Here is a 16,705-nt window from a genome sequence, read left to right on the forward strand (position 1 = left end):
CGTCAGCCGATCAACAACTCGTCGTCATCGAGCGTCTGGCCGCGTATCTTGCGGAACATGTCGATCAGGTCTTCGACCTCCAGACCCTTGCGGCTATCACCAGACACATCGAGAACGATTTCACCGGCATGCAGCATGATCGTGCGGTCGCCGAAATCCAGTGCCTGACGCATAGAGTGGGTAACCATCAGCGTCGTCAGCTTGCGCTCGGAAACCACCTTGCGGGTCAGCTCCATCACGAATTCCGCCATGCCGGGATCGAGGGCTGCCGTATGTTCGTCAAGCAGCAATACGTCCGAACCGGAAAGTGTCGCCATGACCAGCGAGACCGCCTGCCTTTGCCCGCCGGACAACAGGTCCATGCGGTCCTTTAATCGATTTTCCAGACCGAGATTGAGCGAAGCGATCCGTTCCCTGAAGAAATCCCGCCTGCCGCGCCCAAGCGCCGGAAACAGCCCGCGACGCTCACCGCGAGACGCCGCAAGCGCCAGGTTCTCCTCGATGGTAAGCGCGCCGCAGCTGCCTGCCAGCGGGTCCTGAAACACCCGCGCCACGCGTCCCGCCCGGCTGGCGGTCGGCTTGCGGGTGACATCGGCGCCGCCGATCATCACCTTTCCGGCCGTCGGCAGGACATCGCCCGCCAGAACGCCGAGAAGCGTGGATTTGCCGGCACCGTTGGAGCCTATAACGGTGACAAAGGAACCATCCTCGATGGTGAGATCAATCTTGGCCAGCGCCTGCTTTTGCAGCGGCGTACCGCGCCCGAAGATGACCTGAATGTCGGAAAGCGAAATCACGATGTTGCTCCCCCGCGGCGCAGTCGGGGCAGGATCAATGCGATAGCCACCAATACCGCCGTAACGAAATTAAGATCGGATGCCTTGAGGCCCAGCACATCGCTCGACAAGGCAAGCTGGATGGCAAGGCGGTAGGCGATGGAGCCGAAAACGCAGCCGATGAGCGCAATCAGAATGCCCCGCGAGCCAAACAGCGTTTCGCCAATGATGACGGCCGCAAGCCCGACGACGATGGTGCCGACACCGGCCGTCACATCCGCAAAACCATTGGTCTGCGCAAAAAGAGCGCCGCCGAGAGCGACGAGCGCATTTGAAAGCGCCATGCCAAGATAGATCTGGTTGCCGGTCTTCACACCCTGGGCGCGCGCCATCCGCGCATTCGCGCCGGTCGCCCGCATGGCAAGGCCGGCATCGCTCTCAAGAAAACGCCAGACAAGAACGACGGCAAACAACACCAGCACACCGACAAAGAGCGGCCGCACGAGATATTCGGAAAGACCGAGACCATAGAATGGTGAAACCATCGTATCCTGATTGAGCAGCGCCACATTCGGTTTACCCATCACCCGGAGGTTCACCGAAAACAGCGCGATCATCGTCAGGATCGACGCCAGCAGGTTGAGTATCTTGAAACGAACGTTGAGCGTGGCCGTGACGATGCCGGCGCCAGCACCGGCAACCATCGCAATCGCCGTCGCGACCCAGGCATTGAGACCGGCAATGATCATCACGGCCGCAACGGCTGCGCCGAGCGGAAAGGAACCGTCCACGGTCAGATCAGGAAAATCAAGCACGCGGAAAGCAAGATAGACGCCGATCGCCACGAAGGCGAAGACCAGTCCAAGCTCCACAGCACCCCAGAAGGCGATTTGGCTCACGGTAATGTCCTTATTATTGCCGCCTCAGCGGATACGGGCACTGTCTGGTGCCACGCAAAAGCGGGCGGCGCAATTACCGCCACCCGAAGTCAGCATGGTTTCGTTTAGTCGATGACCTTGGTGGCGCGCTTCGTCACGCTTTCAGGAAAGGTGACGCCAGCTTTTTCAGCGGCCTTCTTGTTGATCACCAGATCGGTGCCGACAGCGACGGTTGCCGGAATGTCGCCCGGCTTTTCACCCTTGAGGATGCGGACGACAACGGCGCCGGTCTGCTTGCCAACGTCGAAATAGTTGAAGCCGAGGGCCGCAACCGCGCCGCGCGCGACGGAATCCGTATCGGCGGCGTAAAGCGGGATCTTCGCCTCGCTCGCAACGCCGGCTGCCGCCTCGAAAGCGGAAACGATGGTGTTGTCGGTCGGGACGTAGATGACATCGGCCTTGCCGACCAGCGCGCGTGTCGCGCCCTGCACATCAGCGGATTTGGTGGCGACGGATTCGACGACCTTCAGGCCAGCCTTTTCGGCTTCAGTCTTCAGCGCCGCAAGCGTCGAGACGGAATTGGCTTCGGCGGAATTGTAGATGAAGCCGATGGACTTGGCGTTCGGCGAGATTTCCTTGATCAGCGCCAGATGCTCGCCAACCGGCAGCATGTCGGAAAGACCGGTCACGTTGCGGCCGGGCTTTTCCATGTCCTTGACGAGCTGTGCGCCGACCGGATCGGAAACGGCCGTAAAGACGACCGGAATATCGCGCGTTGCCGCAACGACGGCCTGAGCAGATGGCGTGGAGATCGGCACGATGACATTAGGAGCTTCGCCCACGAACTGGCGTGCGATCTGCGCTGCCGTGCCGGGATTGCCCTGCGCGGACTCATAGATGAACTTGAGGTTCTCGCCTTCCTTGTAACCGGCGTCGGCAAGCGCTGCCTTGACGCCGTCGCGAGCGGCGTCGAGCGCCGGATGTTCGACGATGGCGGTGACCGCAACGGTAACGTTTTCAGCCTTGGCCGGAAAAACGAGGGCGCTCGCGGCGGCGAGGGCCATAATGAATACGCGCATGAAAATCCTCCTGTTGGTTCCCTATTGTCGTCTTATTAGGAACAAGACAAACTGAAATCAATCGGAGAAACCGCCACAAAACAAGCTTTCTGGCGCAATCGGGGGCTTATTCAGTCATCCGCGCCGTGGTTTGCGATCATCATCGCCTCGAAAGCCAGCCTTTCGGTCTTGCGCATGCGCTCGGATTCCGACTTCAGCTGGCCACACGCGGCGAGAATATCGCGGCCGCGCGGCGTGCGGATCGGCGAGGCATAGCCTGCCTGATTGATGAAATCGGCAAACTTTTCGATCTGTTCCCACTCGGAGCACTGGTAATTCGTGCCCGGCCAGGGGTTGAACGGAATGAGGTTGATCTTGGCTGGAACGCCCTTCAGAAGCTGCACCAGCATCTTGGCGTCTTCCAGGCTGTCGTTCACGTCCTTCAGCATCACATATTCGAAGGTGATACGACGGGCATTGGAGACGCCAGGAAAATTGCGGCAGGCCTCGATCAGCTCTTTCAGCGGATATTTCTTGTTGATCGGCACCAGCATATCGCGCAGATCGTCACGCACCGCATGCAGCGAAATCGCCAGCATGACACCGATCTCGTCACCCGTGCGGAAAATTTCCGGCACGACGCCTGATGTGGACAAGGTAACGCGACGCCTGGAAAGCGACAGGCCGTCACCATCGGTGGCGATCAGAAGCGCGGTCTTCACATGTTCGAAATTGTAGAGCGGTTCGCCCATGCCCATCATCACGATGTTAGACACCTTACGACCTTCGCTCGGCACATAAGCGCCAACCGGCGTCGACCCATCGGGAAAATCGCCGAGCCGGTCGCGGGCAAGCAGAAGCTGGGCGAGGATTTCCTCGGCCGTCAGGTTGCGCACCAGACGCTGCGTGCCGGTGTGACAGAAAGAACAGGTCAGCGAACAGCCCACCTGGCTCGATATGCACAGCGTGCCGCGCCCCTCCTCGGGAATATAAACCGTCTCGATCTCGACGGGACGTCCCGCACCACGCGGGGGGAAACGCATAAGCCATTTGCGGGTGCCGTCATTGGAGATCTGCTCCTCGACGATTTCCGGGCGGGCGATGGTGAAGGCCGCCTTCAGCTTCTCGCGAAGCTCCTTGGCGACATTGGTCATATTGTCGAAATCCGAGACGCCACGCACGTAGAGCCAGTTCCACAACTGGCTGACGCGCATCTTCACCTGCTTCTGCGGCACGCCGATCTCGGTCAGCGCCTCGCCCATTTCCTCACGCGTCAACCCGATCAGCGACGGCTTGCCGGACATGAGATCGCTATTGGCGATCAGGGGAGTTTTGACTGCCAGACCGGCAGGGGCATGCAATACGGACATCACGCTATCCCATCATCCAATGCATCGCACGACCGGCCTTTCGGAAAGGCGGAAAATCGTCTGCATGTCGAGAAAATCAAAGGCGGAGCACTTTTCGCGCATCCGCCTGTCAATGTTGCCGCGCCTTTAGCATCAAAATGGTAAAAACGCAAATGGCCGGTCGATGACCGGCCAATCACAGAACGGATAAAGCGTCAGGATTACTTGCAGCTCTCGATCTGCTTGAGAGCAGCCGAAATACCCGACAGCGAATAGGAATAGGATGTCCCGGTGCCGCGACCGGACGTCGCCTTCACGGTCATGGACTTGCCGCCTTTCATCGCCGCCACGAGAGCTGGTTCTTCAGCGGCGTTTTCAACCCATGCGGCCTTGTCCTTGGTGAACATCACGAAGTTCTTGTTGTCGATCGTGACGTTGACCTTCGAGCCCTGCTTCAGCGGATAACCCACCATGGCCTGCGGCTCGTAAGAAATGTTCTGGCCAGGACGCTGCGATACGATGAAGAAAATATCGCCGTGATCGACGCTTGCCGGTTCCTTGGAGGTCGGAATGGAAAGAACATAGCAGACGGTGCTGTTACCCGATTTGTACGAATAGGCACCCCACGCATTGAACTGCTGGATGCGCGTGGGCGACTGTGCAGATGCTACGCCGACGCTGGTCAGCAAAATGGCCACTGCGGTTGCTACACTTCTTACAAACATAGAATTTCCTGCCGGGTTATTGTCTTCCATTAGCCCGAAGCAGCGGCGGGCTCCATTTTCTGGATCGGCCACGTTCAGGTGCGGATCGTCTTTTCTCATTGTGGTCAGGAAGCGGTTACCAAACCGTCAACAACACGCATAAAATGCCGAAAACGTCTTGCAGTGTTACAGATCGGCGACTCCCGGCATCCTGAGAGGAAAGGCGTGGCACGCCCTTCCCGCCATGTCTATGACACACAAATTCAGGCAACAATTTGTCGCCTGTCCCGCTCCGCAGGCTCTCCTCATCACAGACGTGTTATTCAGGCTCCTGCTGCCGTTTTAGCATCGCATCCGCCGCATCGTAATGTTCCATCTTGATATGGGCGCGGATCATGGCAAGCGCCGCCGTGATGACCGCGATGTCGTCGGTGAAGCCGACAACCGCCAGCATGTCCGGTATGGCGTCCAGCGGCATGACGAAATAGGCGAGCGCGGCCAGAATGATGCCCTTGGCGCGCAGCGGCGTATCCCTGTCAATCGCGCAATAATAGGCCGCCGCCGCATCGCGGGCGAAGGGCACCTTGGTCATCACACGTTTCAGCTTTGGCCAGAATTTGGTGCGCACGACACGTTCGCGTTCACTCTGGCTGCCGGTTTCCCCGGGCAAAAGAATTTCACCGATTTTCACATCATCCATGATCGACGGTCCTCCGGTCACGGCTTATTATATGGGGCTGCAAGCCCGGCGTTCAATTCCCCCGGCCCGTGGCCGCTTTCTGCATGGCCTCGGCCAGGAGAAAATCCCGCTCGGTCACGCCCTGCGAATCGTGGGTCGTGAGACAGACCCTGACCCGCGAATAGACGTTGGACCATTCCGGATGATGATTGAGGCGTTCCGCAACGAGAGCGGACTCGGCCATGAAACCGAAAGCCTCCGCAAAACTCGAAAACTTGAAGGACCTGACGATTGCCGCCCCGTCTTCGCGCAGGGACCAGCCCTCGAGTTTTAAAAGCGCCTGCCGGACGGCTTCCGGTTCAAGTCTGGGATGTTTCATGCATCTTGCCTCCGCTTGACATGCGATCTGCTGTTTCGGACAAACATTAACGCCTCAACGACCGGATCGACGCATATTCCATGAAACATACAGCCGTTCTTTTTGTCTGCATGGGCAATATCTGCCGCTCACCGCTTGCCGAAGGCATTTTGACAAACCTTGCCGAAAGCGCAGGCTTGTCCCGCCAACTCTCCGTCGATTCCGCCGGCACCGGCGGCTGGCACACTGGCACCGCCCCGGATCGCAGATCCATCGCGGTAGCCAGCAAGCATGGTATCGATATTGCCGGGCAGCGCGCAAGGCAGGTGGGTCAGGCCGATTTCGAAACCTTCGATCTCATCCTCGCAATGGACGGGAGCAATCTGGCAAAACTGCTTCAAAAGGCGCCGGAAAACAGCAGGCACAAAATCCACCTGTTTCTGGACTATGCTTCGGGGCGCCGTGACAGCGTCCCCGATCCTTATTTCGGTGGTGAAGACGGCTTTCTGGCCGTCTACAACATGCTTTTGGCGGGATGCAGCTCGTTGCTCGAAAAGATGGAGCTGGACCGCGCCTCGTGAAGCGGAAACGCCTCTTCAACGATGTAAGGCCCGCCGCCCACCGATTCTTTCGACGACATCAGCACGAAACGACCGACCGTGAAAGGTGACGTGCGGAAATTGCCGCGTCCGGAAAGATAGTGCACCACATCGTCCAGACGCGAGGAGCGCAGCCGCGCCAGCGTCACATGCGGCATGAACTTGCGCGGATCCGGCGGCAGGCCGATCCTCTGACAGATCCTCTCGACCTCCGCCTGCAGCGCATGCATTTCCGGTGAGGGAGAAACCCCTGCCCAGATGGAATGCGGCTTCTTGGAACCGAAGGAACCCATGCCGTTCAGATTGAGCTGGAATTCCGGTCTCTCGATCCGGTCCAGCCTGTCCACGACCTCATCGGCGGTCCGTCCGTCGATGTCGCCGATAAAACGCAGGGTTATGTGATAATTCTCCACATCGATCCACCGGGCTCCCGGCAGACCACCGCGCAACAATGAGAGGCTCATAGCCGCATTGCGCGGAATTTCGAGGGCGATAAACAGTCTCGGCATGGCGAGCTCCCCGAATCTCTTGGCAGAACAAGCATAGCGAATCATGCAATGCGGGCGGGCGCAAGTGCTTATTTTTTTTGCGCACCGATTGTCTTGATGAAGCTCTCAACGGCTGGCAGAGATTTCTCCACCATCATCGCCACACCCTTCGTATTCGGGTGCATCTTGTCGTCCAGCTTCAGCGTATCATCCGTCACCACGCCATCCAGAAAGAACGGATAAAGCGGCAGGTTGTACTTCTCCGCAAGCTGCGGATAAATCGGATTGAAGCGTTTGGCGTAATCGTCACCCATATTCGGCGGCGCCATAATGCCGACCAGCAGCACGGCTATGTTGCGTTTCTGAAACCCGGCAATGATGGCGTCGAGGTTCTTTTCGGTCTGTTCCGGGGCAATACCGCGCAATGCGTCATTGGCGCCGAGTTCCAGAATGACCGCCTCCGTGCCATCCGGAACCGACCATTCCGCCCGCGCCAGACCGCCGGAGGAGGTATCGCCGGATACGCCAGCATTGGTGACGGCGACATTGATGCCCCTGGCCTTCAATGCAGCTTCAAGCTGTGCGGTATAGCTGTCGGTGGGGGGCAGCTGATAACCGGCCATAAGGCTGTCGCCGAGGCCGACCAGTTGCAACGTCCGCTCCTGCGCCATGGCCACCGAGGCGGAGAAGGCGGCGGTGAAAATGACGATGAAGTGAAACAGAGCAGCTTTAAATCTCATCACGGCTTTCCTAACTTGGTTCACATTGCCTGAAATACGACCGCATCGACGCCGCCGGACCGTTTTCATCACCCTATATAGGAACGAGAATTGTGACGAAAAGCATCATAGAGCTGAAGAAAGCCGACCTCACGCTCGGCAACGCCGCCGCCTCCGTTCACGTTCTCAAGAACATTGATCTTACAATCGGCGAAAGCGAGGCGGTCGGCATCGTCGGCCCCTCCGGTTCGGGAAAATCGACGCTTCTGATGGTGCTTGCCGGCCTTGAGAGGCTTGATAGCGGCGAGATCGTCATAGCGGATACGGAATTGCACAAGCTCGGCGAGGATGCCCTGGCGGATTTCCGCGGCAAGAACATCGGCATTGTTTTCCAGTCCTTCCATCTCATCGCAAACATGACGGCGCTGGAAAACGTTGCCGTTCCGCTGGAACTGGCCAACACCCCGAACCCCTTCGAGATTGCCAAACGCGAACTCGTCGCCGTCGGTCTCGGCGAACGCCTCAACCATTATCCCGGCCAGCTATCCGGCGGCGAGCAACAGCGCGTCGCCATCGCCCGCGCGCTGGCGCCTTCCCCCGCCGTACTGATCGCCGACGAACCGACGGGCAATCTGGACACGGATACCGGCAAGCAGATCGCCGATCTTCTCTTTGCAAAGCAGGCCGAGCGCGGCATGACGATGATCCTCGTCACCCATGATCCGGCGCTGGCCGCCCGCTGCTCGCGGCAGATCAAGGTACGGTCCGGTGAGATCGAGGGTGACAGCGCCAGAGCTCATCTGGCCCGGGCGGTATCGGCATGATCGGCTCCATTCTCCCGTCTGCCGCCAATATCAGGAACGCGTTGAGGCTCGCGCGCCGCGAGATTCGCGGCGGATTGCGCGGCTTTTACATTTTCCTTGCCTGCATCGCGCTCGGAACCGCCGCCATTGCCGCCGTCAATTCCGTATCACGCGCGGTCACCAGCGCGATTGCGACGGAGGGCCAGTCTATTCTGGCGGGCGACGTACGCTTCGAACTACGCAACAGGGAAGCGACGGGAGAGGAACGAACCTATCTCGACAGCCTCGGCAAAATCGCCGTTTCCACCGGGTTGCGCTCAATGGCGCGCCTTGCCGACGGCTCTGAACAGACCCTGACGGAAGTCAAGGCCGTGGACGGCGCCTATCCGCTCTACGGTGCCTTCACCGCCGAACCCAACCGGCCCCTAAGCGAGCTTCTGGCCGGGAGCGGTGATACCTATGGCGCCATTGCCGCACCGCTTCTCCTGGAACGGCTGGGCATCAAGGTTGGCGATGAAATCCTGCTTGGCAATGTGAAGCTGAAATTGACCGGCACCGTGGTCGACGAGCCGGATGCGCTGTCCGACGGTTTCGGTTTCGCACCGAGGCTGATGGTCAGCCGCGATGCACTGTTCGCCTCGGGCCTCGTTCAGACCGGAAGTCTGGTCGAACACGCCTACAAGATCAGGCTGAACGATCCCTCGGCACGCGCAACGATGACCGATGCGGCCAACAAGGCCTTTCCCGATGCAGGCTGGTCCATCCGCACCAGCGACCGGGCAGCACCGTCGCTCACCGAAAACGTCAACCGTTTCTCACAATTCCTGACGCTGGTGGGCCTGACCGCCCTCATCGTCGGCGGTGTCGGTGTTGCGAACGCGGTTCGCGCCTTTCTCGATTCCAAGCGCACTACAATCGCCTCGCTGAAATGCCTCGGCGCTCCCGCTTCCGTGGTCACCATGACCTATCTCTTCCAGATCGCCTTCATCGCCGTCGTCGGCATCGTCATCGGTCTCGCCGTGGGCGCCATCGCCCCGCTGATCGCCATGGGGTTCCTGGAAGGCGTGCTCCCGGTGCCGGAAGAGCTTGCCTTCTACCCCGCCGCCCTCGGTCTCGCCGCACTGTTCGGCCTCTTGACGACGCTCGCCTTCGCTATCGTGCCGCTCGGCCAGGCCCGCGAAGTTCCGGCAACCGCCCTGTTCCGAGAACAAGGGTTTGAGGAAGGTAGCTGGCCGTCCTGGCCTTATCTCGCCGCGACGGCCTTGTTGTTGGCCGCGCTGGCCATACTTGCCATCTTTTCGTCAGAAGACCGTTTCATCGCCTCGGTTTTCCTTGCCGCCATCGCTTTTGCTTTCGTGGTGCTGCGGCTCGTGGCCTCGGGCGTGAAGGCCATTGCCAAACGCAGCCCCCGGGTTCATTCCGCAGCCCTTCGCCTGGCGATTGGCAATATTCACCGGCCGGGCGCGCTTACACCCTCGGTCGTTCTTTCGCTCGGCCTCGGCTTGACCCTGCTCGTGACCCTGACGCTGATCGACGGCAATCTGCGCCGCGAACTGACCGGCAGCCTGCCGGAACGCGCCCCGAATTTCTTCTTCGTAGATATTCAAGGCAGCGAGTTGCAGGGCTTCCGTGATCTCTTGAAGCGCGAAGCGCCGGAAGGCACGCTGACCGAGGTGCCGATGCTGCGCGGCCGCATTCTGGCGCTCAACGGCGAGGACGTGACGAAGATGGAGGTGCCGCCATCCGGGCGCTGGCTGCTGCGCGGTGACCGGGGCATAACCTATTCGCAGGACGCTCCCGAAAACGCGACACTGACGGAGGGAACATGGTGGGGACAGGATTATAACGGCGAGCCGCTGGTTTCCTTCGCGGCAAAAGAAGCGGGCGAACTTGGCCTCAAGATCGGCGACACAGTCACCGTCAACGTGCTCGGCCGCAGCATCACGGCGAAGATCGCCAATCTGCGCAATGTCGAATGGGAATCGCTGTCGATCAATTTCGTCATGGTGTTTTCGCCGAACACCTTCCGCGGCGCACCGCATGCCTGGCTGGCCACGCTCGCCGATCCTTCCGCATCAGCGAGTGACGAAGGCCAGATATTGCGCACGGTTACCAACGCCTATCCGACGATCACGACCGTGCGCGTGAAAGATGCGCTCGACGTCGTCAACCGGCTGGTCGGCCAGCTTGCAACCGCCATCCGCGCCGCCGCCGCCGTGGCGCTGATAGCATCCGTCCTCGTTCTCGCTGGCGCCCTTGCTGCCGGAAACCGCGCCCGTACCCATGACGCGGTCATCCTGAAAACGCTGGGAGGCACGCGAAGCCTGCTCATCCGCGCTTTCTCTTACGAATATATGATGCTCGGTCTCGCCACCGCCGTTTTCGCACTTTTCGCCGGCGGCGTCTCCGCATGGTTCGTGATTGCCCGCATCATGAAGCTGCCTTCCAGTTTCCTGCCGGATGTGGCGATAGGAACCCTGGTCGTCGCCCTCGTCATGACGGTGGGTATCGGCCTCATCGGTACCTGGCGAATTCTCGGGCAGAAGGCCGCTCCGGTTTTACGGCAGGCGGGTGAATGATCTTCGGTTGTGCGCCGCTTAACTTTAACGATTAATTCTTTGTAATGATCGCCAAAACGTGAGCGCTTTTCGCGCATATGGTGTCTTTTCAATAGCAAAAGGCCTTGTATCGGACACGTTCTGCCATCATATTCTTGAACAGGCTTGCTGTAGCTCCGCAGCGGCGCCCGGGAGGTATCCCGACACCGTAGCAATCACGGAGCTCAAAAGAGGAAACAATGGCTGATTTCAATAACTACCAGAACCGCATGGCGCAGACCCGTGCACAGACTGGTGCGATGATCGATGAAGGTCTTCGCGCCTACATGCTCAAGGTTTACAACCTGATGGCGCTGGCTCTGGTCATCACCGGCGTTGCTGCGTTCGCTACCTTTACGCTCGCGACGACCAATCCGGCTGTCGCCCAGCTGCTCTATGCATCGCCGCTGCGCTGGGTTGTCATGCTCGCGCCGCTCGGACTGGTGTTCTTCCTTAGCTTCCGTATCCAGAACATGAGCGTTTCCGCCGCCCAGATGACCTTCTGGGCCTATGCGGCGCTGATGGGTGTGTCTCTGTCGTCGATCTTCCTGGTCTATACCGGCCAGAGCGTCGTACAGACGTTCTTCGTGACAGCCGCCTCGTTCGGCGCGCTCTCGCTTTACGGTTACACGACGAAGAAGAACCTCTCCGGTCTCGGTTCGTTCCTGATCATGGGTCTGTTCGGCCTCATCATCGCATCCATCGTCAACATCTTCCTCGCCTCTTCCGCGCTGCAGTTCGCGATCTCCGCTATCGGCGTGCTGATCTTCGCAGGCCTGACCGCCTACGACACGCAGAAGATCAAGGAAATGTATTTCGATGGCGACGAGGTTGCCGTGGCTGGCCGCAAGGCTATCATGGGCGCGCTGACGCTGTATCTCGACTTCATCAACCTGTTCATGTTCCTCCTGCAATTCATGGGTAACCGTGACAAGTAAGGGCAAGAGCCCGACAGGCAAATACGCAAAAGGCGGCCCTTTGGCCGCCTTTTTTATTTACCAGCATTCGGAAGCTGAACGCCTCTCGACCCGCTTGTCCGCATAAAGCGACAGGAGATAGCCCGCCTGTCTGAAGCTCACTCGATGAGCTTCAGGACCTTGTCGAAAACCTTGAGAACCTGCGGCAGTTCGTGGCCACGTTTGAGGATGCGGCCATCCGTATTGACCACGCAATAAGCGCCCTGTTTTGCTGCCAGCTTGGGGTTCTTCTCGATCCGGTAAAGCGGCATTTCGCCCGAGCGTTTAAAGACTGAAAATACCGCCTTTTCCCTCAGATGGTCGATGGCATAATCGCGCCACTCGCCCTCTCCCACCATGCGGCCATAGATGCGCAGGATCGCATCCAGCTCGCGCCGGTGAAAGGTGACCGGCAAAGGGTCTTTATCTTTTTTGTATTCGCGGAGATCGACAACGGTGGAACTGTCGCGTGAAGCGGTTTGCACCTGCTGCACATCCGGTTGATCGGTCATCCAATACCTCCGATTCCACCCAAGTCTTTCAATTAATGTGACCCCGGGAAGACGAAATTGCAAGCCTTGCAAGGCCTCTAAGCACAGGGCTGGAATTTTCGCGAAGGGTTTGACGGTCCTCGGACGGCGACAAAAACCGGGTGGCGATGACGCCGAATGACACCTGAAAACACCCTTACGAGAGTTGCCTCCGGAAAAGCAGAGGTAAAAATTGGTAACCATTTAGGCAGCCATTTTAGCATGGGCTGCCGTAATTCGGTCAAACCATGGCCCGAATTGGATGGAATAGTCCTATTGTCAATTGATGCCTAGGCACCAAGATGACCCGGTCCGGTGCATTGACCCTTTACCCCCAGCCCCCAATGCCCCGGACCGGATCTTCCATCGCCGGATCGGCGATTACTGTGTTTCATTCCCCAGCAGAATACTTGCGCCGACAATGGCGGCCGGATCGCCGCCGGCATTTGCCGTCTGCAACAGCACGGCGCAGCCACCCTTTTTCACCTTTGCAACCACGCTCGCCGGAAGCTTCACCGTCATCGGTGAACCGTCCCACATGCCGACCGTCTGCACGTCATAGACGCTGTGCCAGTAGGACATTTTTTTCCCCTGGTTCTCGCCCTTCTGCACATCCACCGTTTGTTCGCGCGTGAAATAGGCGACCACAACATCGGCCTTGCCGCTGCCGGCGCCGATATCGATTTCCACCTCGTCTCCGGCAAACTTCGACGAGACCGGCACGTTCAGCCCCTGACCTTCCCGCTTGAAGGCATCGAGCCTGTCGTAAATGCCACGGACATCGGCACCCTTGACGTGATCGCGACCGTTCAGAATGGCCTGCGGCGTATAGACCCCGTTACGGCCAAGAGCCCGCATGTAACCATATTGCCGTTCGGTGTTTTCCTTCGATGCCAGCGAATCCGTCCAGCCAAGATAGTTCCAGTAGTCGACATGGTAGGAGAGGCCGACGACATCGCCCTTCTGGATCATCTTGCGCAAGGCCTCGTCCGCCGGCGGGCAGGATGCGCATCCCTGCGACGTGAACAATTCGACGACGCCCTTCACAGCCTCCTGCGCATGCGCAGATGTGACGAGGAACGTGCCGAGAACACATATCGACAGAGGGAATTTCAGCGGCATTACAAAAACCTTTGTCCGGACGAAATATCCAGACGAATTGATGCGATCAACCCTGCCGGATGCAAACCGGAAAATAACGTCTATTCCACTTCAATAGAAAGTCACGAAGGGGTGAGCGGCAATCACAAAAAAAGAGGCCATGAAACAGGAAAGACGCCGGGATTTCTCCCGGCGTCTTTTATTGGTCTAAACTTTCTCAGGCGACCAGATCGCGAAGAACAGTCTGCAGAATGCCGCCATTGTTCATGTAGATCACTTCGTCCAGCGTATCGATGCGGCACAGAAGCGGAACTTCCTTTACCGAACCGTCGCTGTAGGTGATCTTGGCGATCTTCTTTTCACGCGGCTTGATCTCGCCTTCGAGACCATCGATCTCGACGGTTTCGTCACCCTTGAGATCGAGGCTTGCCCAGGTCGTGCCTTCCTCGAAGACGAAGGGAACGACGCCCATGCCAACGAGGTTGGAGCGGTGGATACGCTCGAAGGACTGCGCGATAACCGCCTTGACGCCGAGCAGATTGGTGCCCTTGGCCGCCCAGTCGCGGGAAGAACCGTTACCGTATTCGACACCGGCGAAGATGACGAGCGGAACACCTTCCGCCTTGTACTTCATGGCGGCGTCGTAGATCGACATCTCTTCCTTGGACGGATAGTGGATGGTGTAGCCACCTTCCTTGCCGTTCGGGCCGAGCATGTGGTTGCGGATGCGGATGTTGGCGAAAGTGCCGCGCATCATCACTTCATGGTTGCCGCGACGCGTGCCATACTGATTGAAGTCGGCAACGGCGACGCCATTGTCGGTCAGATAGGCACCTGCCGGTGAGGCAGCCTTGATCGAACCGGCCGGGGAAATATGGTCGGTCGTGATCTTGTCGCCGAAGAGACCGAGAACGCGAGCGCCCTTGATATTCTTGAGGCCCGTGCCGCTCTTGCCCATGCCCACGAAGTAAGGCGGGTTCTGAACATAGGTCGACTTGTCGTCCCAGGCATAGGTCTGGCCCGGAGGAACCTGAACGGCCTGCCAGTTCTCGTCGCCCTTGAACACGTCCGCATACTTCGATTCGTAAAGTTCGCGGGTGACGTATTTCAGGATGAATTCCTGGATTTCCTGCGAAGTCGGCCAGATATCCTTGAGGAAGACCGGGTTACCATTCTGGTCGTCGCCGATCGGCTCCTTCGTCAGGTCTTTCTGGACCGTGCCGGCAAGGGCATAGGCCACGACGAGCGGCGGCGAGGCCAGGTAGTTCGCCTGAACGTCCGGCGAGATACGGCCTTCGAAGTTACGGTTGCCGGAAAGAACGCCAGCCGTGATCAGGCCCTTGTCGTTGATCGTCTTGGAGATCGGCGCCGGCAGCGGGCCGGAGTTGCCGATGCAGGTCGTGCAACCGAAGCCAACGAGATTGAAACCGATCGCGTCGAGATCCTTCTGCAGACCGGCCTTCTCGAGATATTCGGCAACGACCTGCGATCCCGGCGCCAGCGAGGTCTTGACCCAAGGCTTGGACTTCAAGCCCTTGGCCACCGCATTGCGGGCAAGAAGGCCGGCGGCGATGAGAACCGAAGGGTTGGAGGTGTTGGTGCACGACGTGATGGCGGCAATCGCCACATCGCCATGGCCAAGATCGAAATCAGCGCCTTCGACCGCATAGCGGCTGTTGAGCTGACCTGGCTTCTTGTAGTCGCTTTCGAGAGCCGTTGCGAAATTCGGCGCAATGGTTTCGAGCGGCAGACGGCCTTCCGGACGCTTCGGACCGGCCATGGACGGCACGACGTCGCCAAGGTCGAGTTCCAGCGTGTCGGTGAAGACGAGGTCGGAACCGTCACCGGTACGCCACATGTCCTGCGCCTTGGAATAGGCCTCGACGAGCGCGATACGGTCCTTGGTGCGGCCGGACATGGTCAGGTAGTTGATGGTTTCGCCATCAACCGGGAAGAAGCCGCAGGTTGCACCATATTCCGGACCCATGTTGCCGATGGTCGCACGGTCGGCAAGAGACATCGAATCGAGGCCGGGACCGAAGAATTCGACGAACTTGGAAACCACGCCCTTCTTGCGCAGCATCTGTACGACGGTCAGCACGAGGTCGGTCGCGGTCACGCCTTCCTTTACCTTGCCGGTCAGCTTGAAGCCGATGACCTCAGGCAGAAGCATGGAGACCGGCTGGCCGAGCATCGCCGCTTCGGCTTCGATGCCGCCAACGCCCCAGCCCAGAACGCCGAGACCGTTGATCATGGTGGTGTGGCTGTCGGTGCCGACGCAGGTATCCGGATAAGCGATCGTCTCGCCATCCTCTTCCTTCGTCCAGACGGTCTGGCCGAGATATTCGAGGTTGACCTGATGACAGATGCCGGTGCCGGGCGGAACCACGCGGAAGTTCTTGAATGCCTGCTGGCCCCACTTCAGGAAGCGGTAACGCTCGCCGTTGCGCTCGTATTCAAGCTCGACGTTGCGGGCAAACGCGTTCGGAGTGCCGAATTCGTCGACGATGACCGAGTGGTCGATGACGAGGTCGACGGGAACGAGCGGATTGATCTTTTCCGGATCGCCGCCGAGAGCCTTGATGCCGTCACGCATCGCAGCAAGATCGACCACGGCGGGAACGCCGGTGAAGTCCTGCATGAGAACGCGGGCGGGACGATAAGCGATTTCGTTTTCGGTCCGACCCTTGTTGTCCAGCCATTCCGCAACGGCCAGAATGTGCTCCTTGGTGACGGACTGACCGTCCTCGAAACGAAGCAGGTTTTCCAGAAGAACCTTCATGGAATAAGGCAGTTTGGAAACGCCCTTCAGACCGTTGGCTTCAGCCTTGGGAAGGCTGAAATAGACATAATCCTTACCGTCAACGGTAAGAACGGAACGACAATTAAAACTGTCGAGAGATTTGGCCACGGATAAAACCCCGCTTACTCTGATAGCCAACACGCGCGTGCGGACACCTATGCACTCATGCACATCAGGATGCGGGTACGACCATTTCCGCTGTCCGCACGTGAAAGTTGCTCACGCAACATTCAGGTCCGGCGCAAGATGATGTTCACGCCGGCCGCTGGCGTGGTTGACACCCATATAGATAATTTCTCCGAAACGT

16 protein-coding genes are annotated in these 16,705 nt (G+C 58.9%); 4 read left to right on the top strand and 12 right to left on the bottom strand.

What is annotated here, in order from left to right:
* Positions 1-2 precede the first annotated feature (2 nt).
* The 7 genes from QSK43_RS12270 to QSK43_RS12300 form a co-directional block, all read right to left on the bottom strand.
* Positions 3-797 (bottom strand): ABC transporter ATP-binding protein, encoded by a 795-nt coding sequence (locus tag QSK43_RS12270; RefSeq protein WP_045019570.1) that lies wholly within the window; start codon positions 795-797, stop codon positions 3-5.
* Entirely contained in the window at positions 794-1,675 is an 882-nt protein-coding gene (locus QSK43_RS12275) for an ABC transporter permease (protein WP_332303664.1), read from the bottom strand. Before QSK43_RS12275 ends, QSK43_RS12270 begins: the two co-directional genes overlap by 4 nt.
* A gap of 104 nt (positions 1,676-1,779) precedes the next feature.
* Positions 1,780-2,733, bottom strand: coding sequence for an ABC transporter substrate-binding protein (locus QSK43_RS12280; RefSeq protein WP_332303665.1), 954 nt, complete (start codon positions 2,731-2,733; stop codon positions 1,780-1,782).
* A gap of 110 nt (positions 2,734-2,843) precedes the next feature.
* Positions 2,844-4,016 carry a 23S rRNA (adenine(2503)-C(2))-methyltransferase RlmN gene (gene rlmN / locus QSK43_RS12285; protein ID WP_332303817.1) on the bottom strand — a complete coding sequence of 391 codons (1,173 nt, stop codon included), beginning with the start codon at positions 4,014-4,016 and terminating at the stop codon, positions 2,844-2,846.
* 266 nt (positions 4,017-4,282) lie between these two features.
* Complete coding sequence (locus tag QSK43_RS12290) at positions 4,283-4,786, bottom strand: invasion associated locus B family protein (RefSeq protein ID WP_045019562.1); 504 nt, start codon at positions 4,784-4,786, stop codon at positions 4,283-4,285.
* Between the two features lie 298 nt (positions 4,787-5,084).
* The gene (locus QSK43_RS12295; protein ID WP_332303666.1) at positions 5,085-5,465 is read right to left on the bottom strand and encodes a YkvA family protein; all 381 of its coding nucleotides are present in this window, start codon (positions 5,463-5,465) and stop codon (positions 5,085-5,087) included.
* Between the two features lie 52 nt (positions 5,466-5,517).
* Positions 5,518-5,823, bottom strand: coding sequence for a 4a-hydroxytetrahydrobiopterin dehydratase (locus QSK43_RS12300; RefSeq protein WP_045019558.1), 306 nt, complete (start codon positions 5,821-5,823; stop codon positions 5,518-5,520).
* An 80-nt stretch (positions 5,824-5,903) separates the two neighbouring features.
* Here QSK43_RS12300 and QSK43_RS12305 point away from each other — a divergent pair, with 80 nt between their 5' ends.
* The gene (locus tag QSK43_RS12305) at positions 5,904-6,383 is read left to right on the top strand and encodes a low molecular weight protein-tyrosine-phosphatase (protein ID WP_332303667.1); all 480 of its coding nucleotides are present in this window, start codon (positions 5,904-5,906) and stop codon (positions 6,381-6,383) included.
* Here the strand turns inward: QSK43_RS12305 and thpR are convergent.
* A complete protein-coding gene (gene thpR, locus QSK43_RS12310; RefSeq protein WP_045019856.1) occupies positions 6,317-6,910 on the bottom strand; it encodes an RNA 2',3'-cyclic phosphodiesterase in 594 nt (197 codons plus the stop codon). The two genes, QSK43_RS12305 and thpR, sit on opposite strands and share 67 nt — an antisense overlap.
* A 68-nt stretch (positions 6,911-6,978) precedes the next feature.
* Entirely contained in the window at positions 6,979-7,629 is a 651-nt protein-coding gene (locus QSK43_RS12315; RefSeq protein WP_332303668.1) for an arylesterase, read from the bottom strand.
* Positions 7,630-7,721: 92 nt separating this feature from the next.
* On the opposite strand from QSK43_RS12315, the gene QSK43_RS12320 reads away from it, so the two are divergent.
* From QSK43_RS12320 to QSK43_RS12330, 3 genes are all read left to right on the top strand, one after another.
* Complete coding sequence (locus QSK43_RS12320) at positions 7,722-8,432, top strand: ABC transporter ATP-binding protein (RefSeq protein WP_332303669.1); 711 nt, start codon at positions 7,722-7,724, stop codon at positions 8,430-8,432.
* Entirely contained in the window at positions 8,429-10,990 is a 2,562-nt protein-coding gene (locus QSK43_RS12325) for an ABC transporter permease (protein WP_332303670.1), read from the top strand. Before QSK43_RS12320 ends, QSK43_RS12325 begins: the two co-directional genes overlap by 4 nt.
* A gap of 218 nt (positions 10,991-11,208) precedes the next feature.
* Positions 11,209-11,946: a Bax inhibitor-1/YccA family protein gene (locus QSK43_RS12330; RefSeq protein ID WP_045019548.1), complete on the top strand. Its 738-nt coding sequence runs from the start codon at positions 11,209-11,211 to the stop codon at positions 11,944-11,946.
* A 137-nt stretch (positions 11,947-12,083) separates the two neighbouring features.
* On the opposite strand, the gene QSK43_RS12335 is transcribed toward QSK43_RS12330, so the two are convergent.
* The 3 genes from QSK43_RS12335 to acnA all read right to left on the bottom strand — a co-directional run bounded on the left by QSK43_RS12335 (position 12,084) and on the right by acnA (position 16,506).
* Positions 12,084-12,476: a DUF2794 domain-containing protein gene (locus QSK43_RS12335; protein ID WP_045019546.1), complete on the bottom strand. Its 393-nt coding sequence runs from the start codon at positions 12,474-12,476 to the stop codon at positions 12,084-12,086.
* Between the two features lie 399 nt (positions 12,477-12,875).
* Entirely contained in the window at positions 12,876-13,616 is a 741-nt protein-coding gene (locus QSK43_RS12340) for a DUF1223 domain-containing protein (protein ID WP_045019545.1), read from the bottom strand.
* Positions 13,617-13,812: 196 nt separating this feature from the next.
* Positions 13,813-16,506 (bottom strand): aconitate hydratase AcnA, encoded by a 2,694-nt coding sequence (gene acnA / locus QSK43_RS12345; RefSeq protein WP_045019543.1) that lies wholly within the window; start codon positions 16,504-16,506, stop codon positions 13,813-13,815.
* Between the last annotated feature and the right edge of the window lie 199 nt (positions 16,507-16,705).

The organism is Rhizobium sp. GR12 (assembly GCF_036596185.1).
Lineage (GTDB): Bacteria > Pseudomonadota > Alphaproteobacteria > Rhizobiales > Rhizobiaceae > Agrobacterium > Agrobacterium nepotum.

What these genes read in the sequence shown, in the direction of transcription:
- QSK43_RS12315 (WP_332303668.1), bottom strand. Translation starts at nt 7,629, where the DNA reads ATGAGATTTAAAGCTGCTCTGTTTCACTTCATCGTCATTTTCACCGCC.
- rlmN (WP_332303817.1), bottom strand. Translation starts at nt 4,016, where the DNA reads ATGTCCGGCAAGCCGTCGCTGATCGGGTTGACGCGTGAGGAAATGGGC.
- QSK43_RS12295 (WP_332303666.1), bottom strand. Translation starts at nt 5,465, where the DNA reads ATGGATGATGTGAAAATCGGTGAAATTCTTTTGCCCGGGGAAACCGGC.
- QSK43_RS12290 (WP_045019562.1), bottom strand. Translation starts at nt 4,786, where the DNA reads ATGTTTGTAAGAAGTGTAGCAACCGCAGTGGCCATTTTGCTGACCAGC.
- QSK43_RS12325 (WP_332303670.1), top strand. Translation starts at nt 8,429, where the DNA reads ATGATCGGCTCCATTCTCCCGTCTGCCGCCAATATCAGGAACGCGTTG.
- QSK43_RS12305 (WP_332303667.1), top strand. Translation starts at nt 5,904, where the DNA reads ATGAAACATACAGCCGTTCTTTTTGTCTGCATGGGCAATATCTGCCGC.
- thpR (WP_045019856.1), bottom strand. Translation starts at nt 6,910, where the DNA reads ATGCCGAGACTGTTTATCGCCCTCGAAATTCCGCGCAATGCGGCTATG.
- QSK43_RS12300 (WP_045019558.1), bottom strand. Translation starts at nt 5,823, where the DNA reads ATGAAACATCCCAGACTTGAACCGGAAGCCGTCCGGCAGGCGCTTTTA.
- QSK43_RS12330 (WP_045019548.1), top strand. Translation starts at nt 11,209, where the DNA reads ATGGCTGATTTCAATAACTACCAGAACCGCATGGCGCAGACCCGTGCA.
- QSK43_RS12340 (WP_045019545.1), bottom strand. Translation starts at nt 13,616, where the DNA reads ATGCCGCTGAAATTCCCTCTGTCGATATGTGTTCTCGGCACGTTCCTC.
- QSK43_RS12280 (WP_332303665.1), bottom strand. Translation starts at nt 2,733, where the DNA reads ATGCGCGTATTCATTATGGCCCTCGCCGCCGCGAGCGCCCTCGTTTTT.
- QSK43_RS12335 (WP_045019546.1), bottom strand. Translation starts at nt 12,476, where the DNA reads ATGACCGATCAACCGGATGTGCAGCAGGTGCAAACCGCTTCACGCGAC.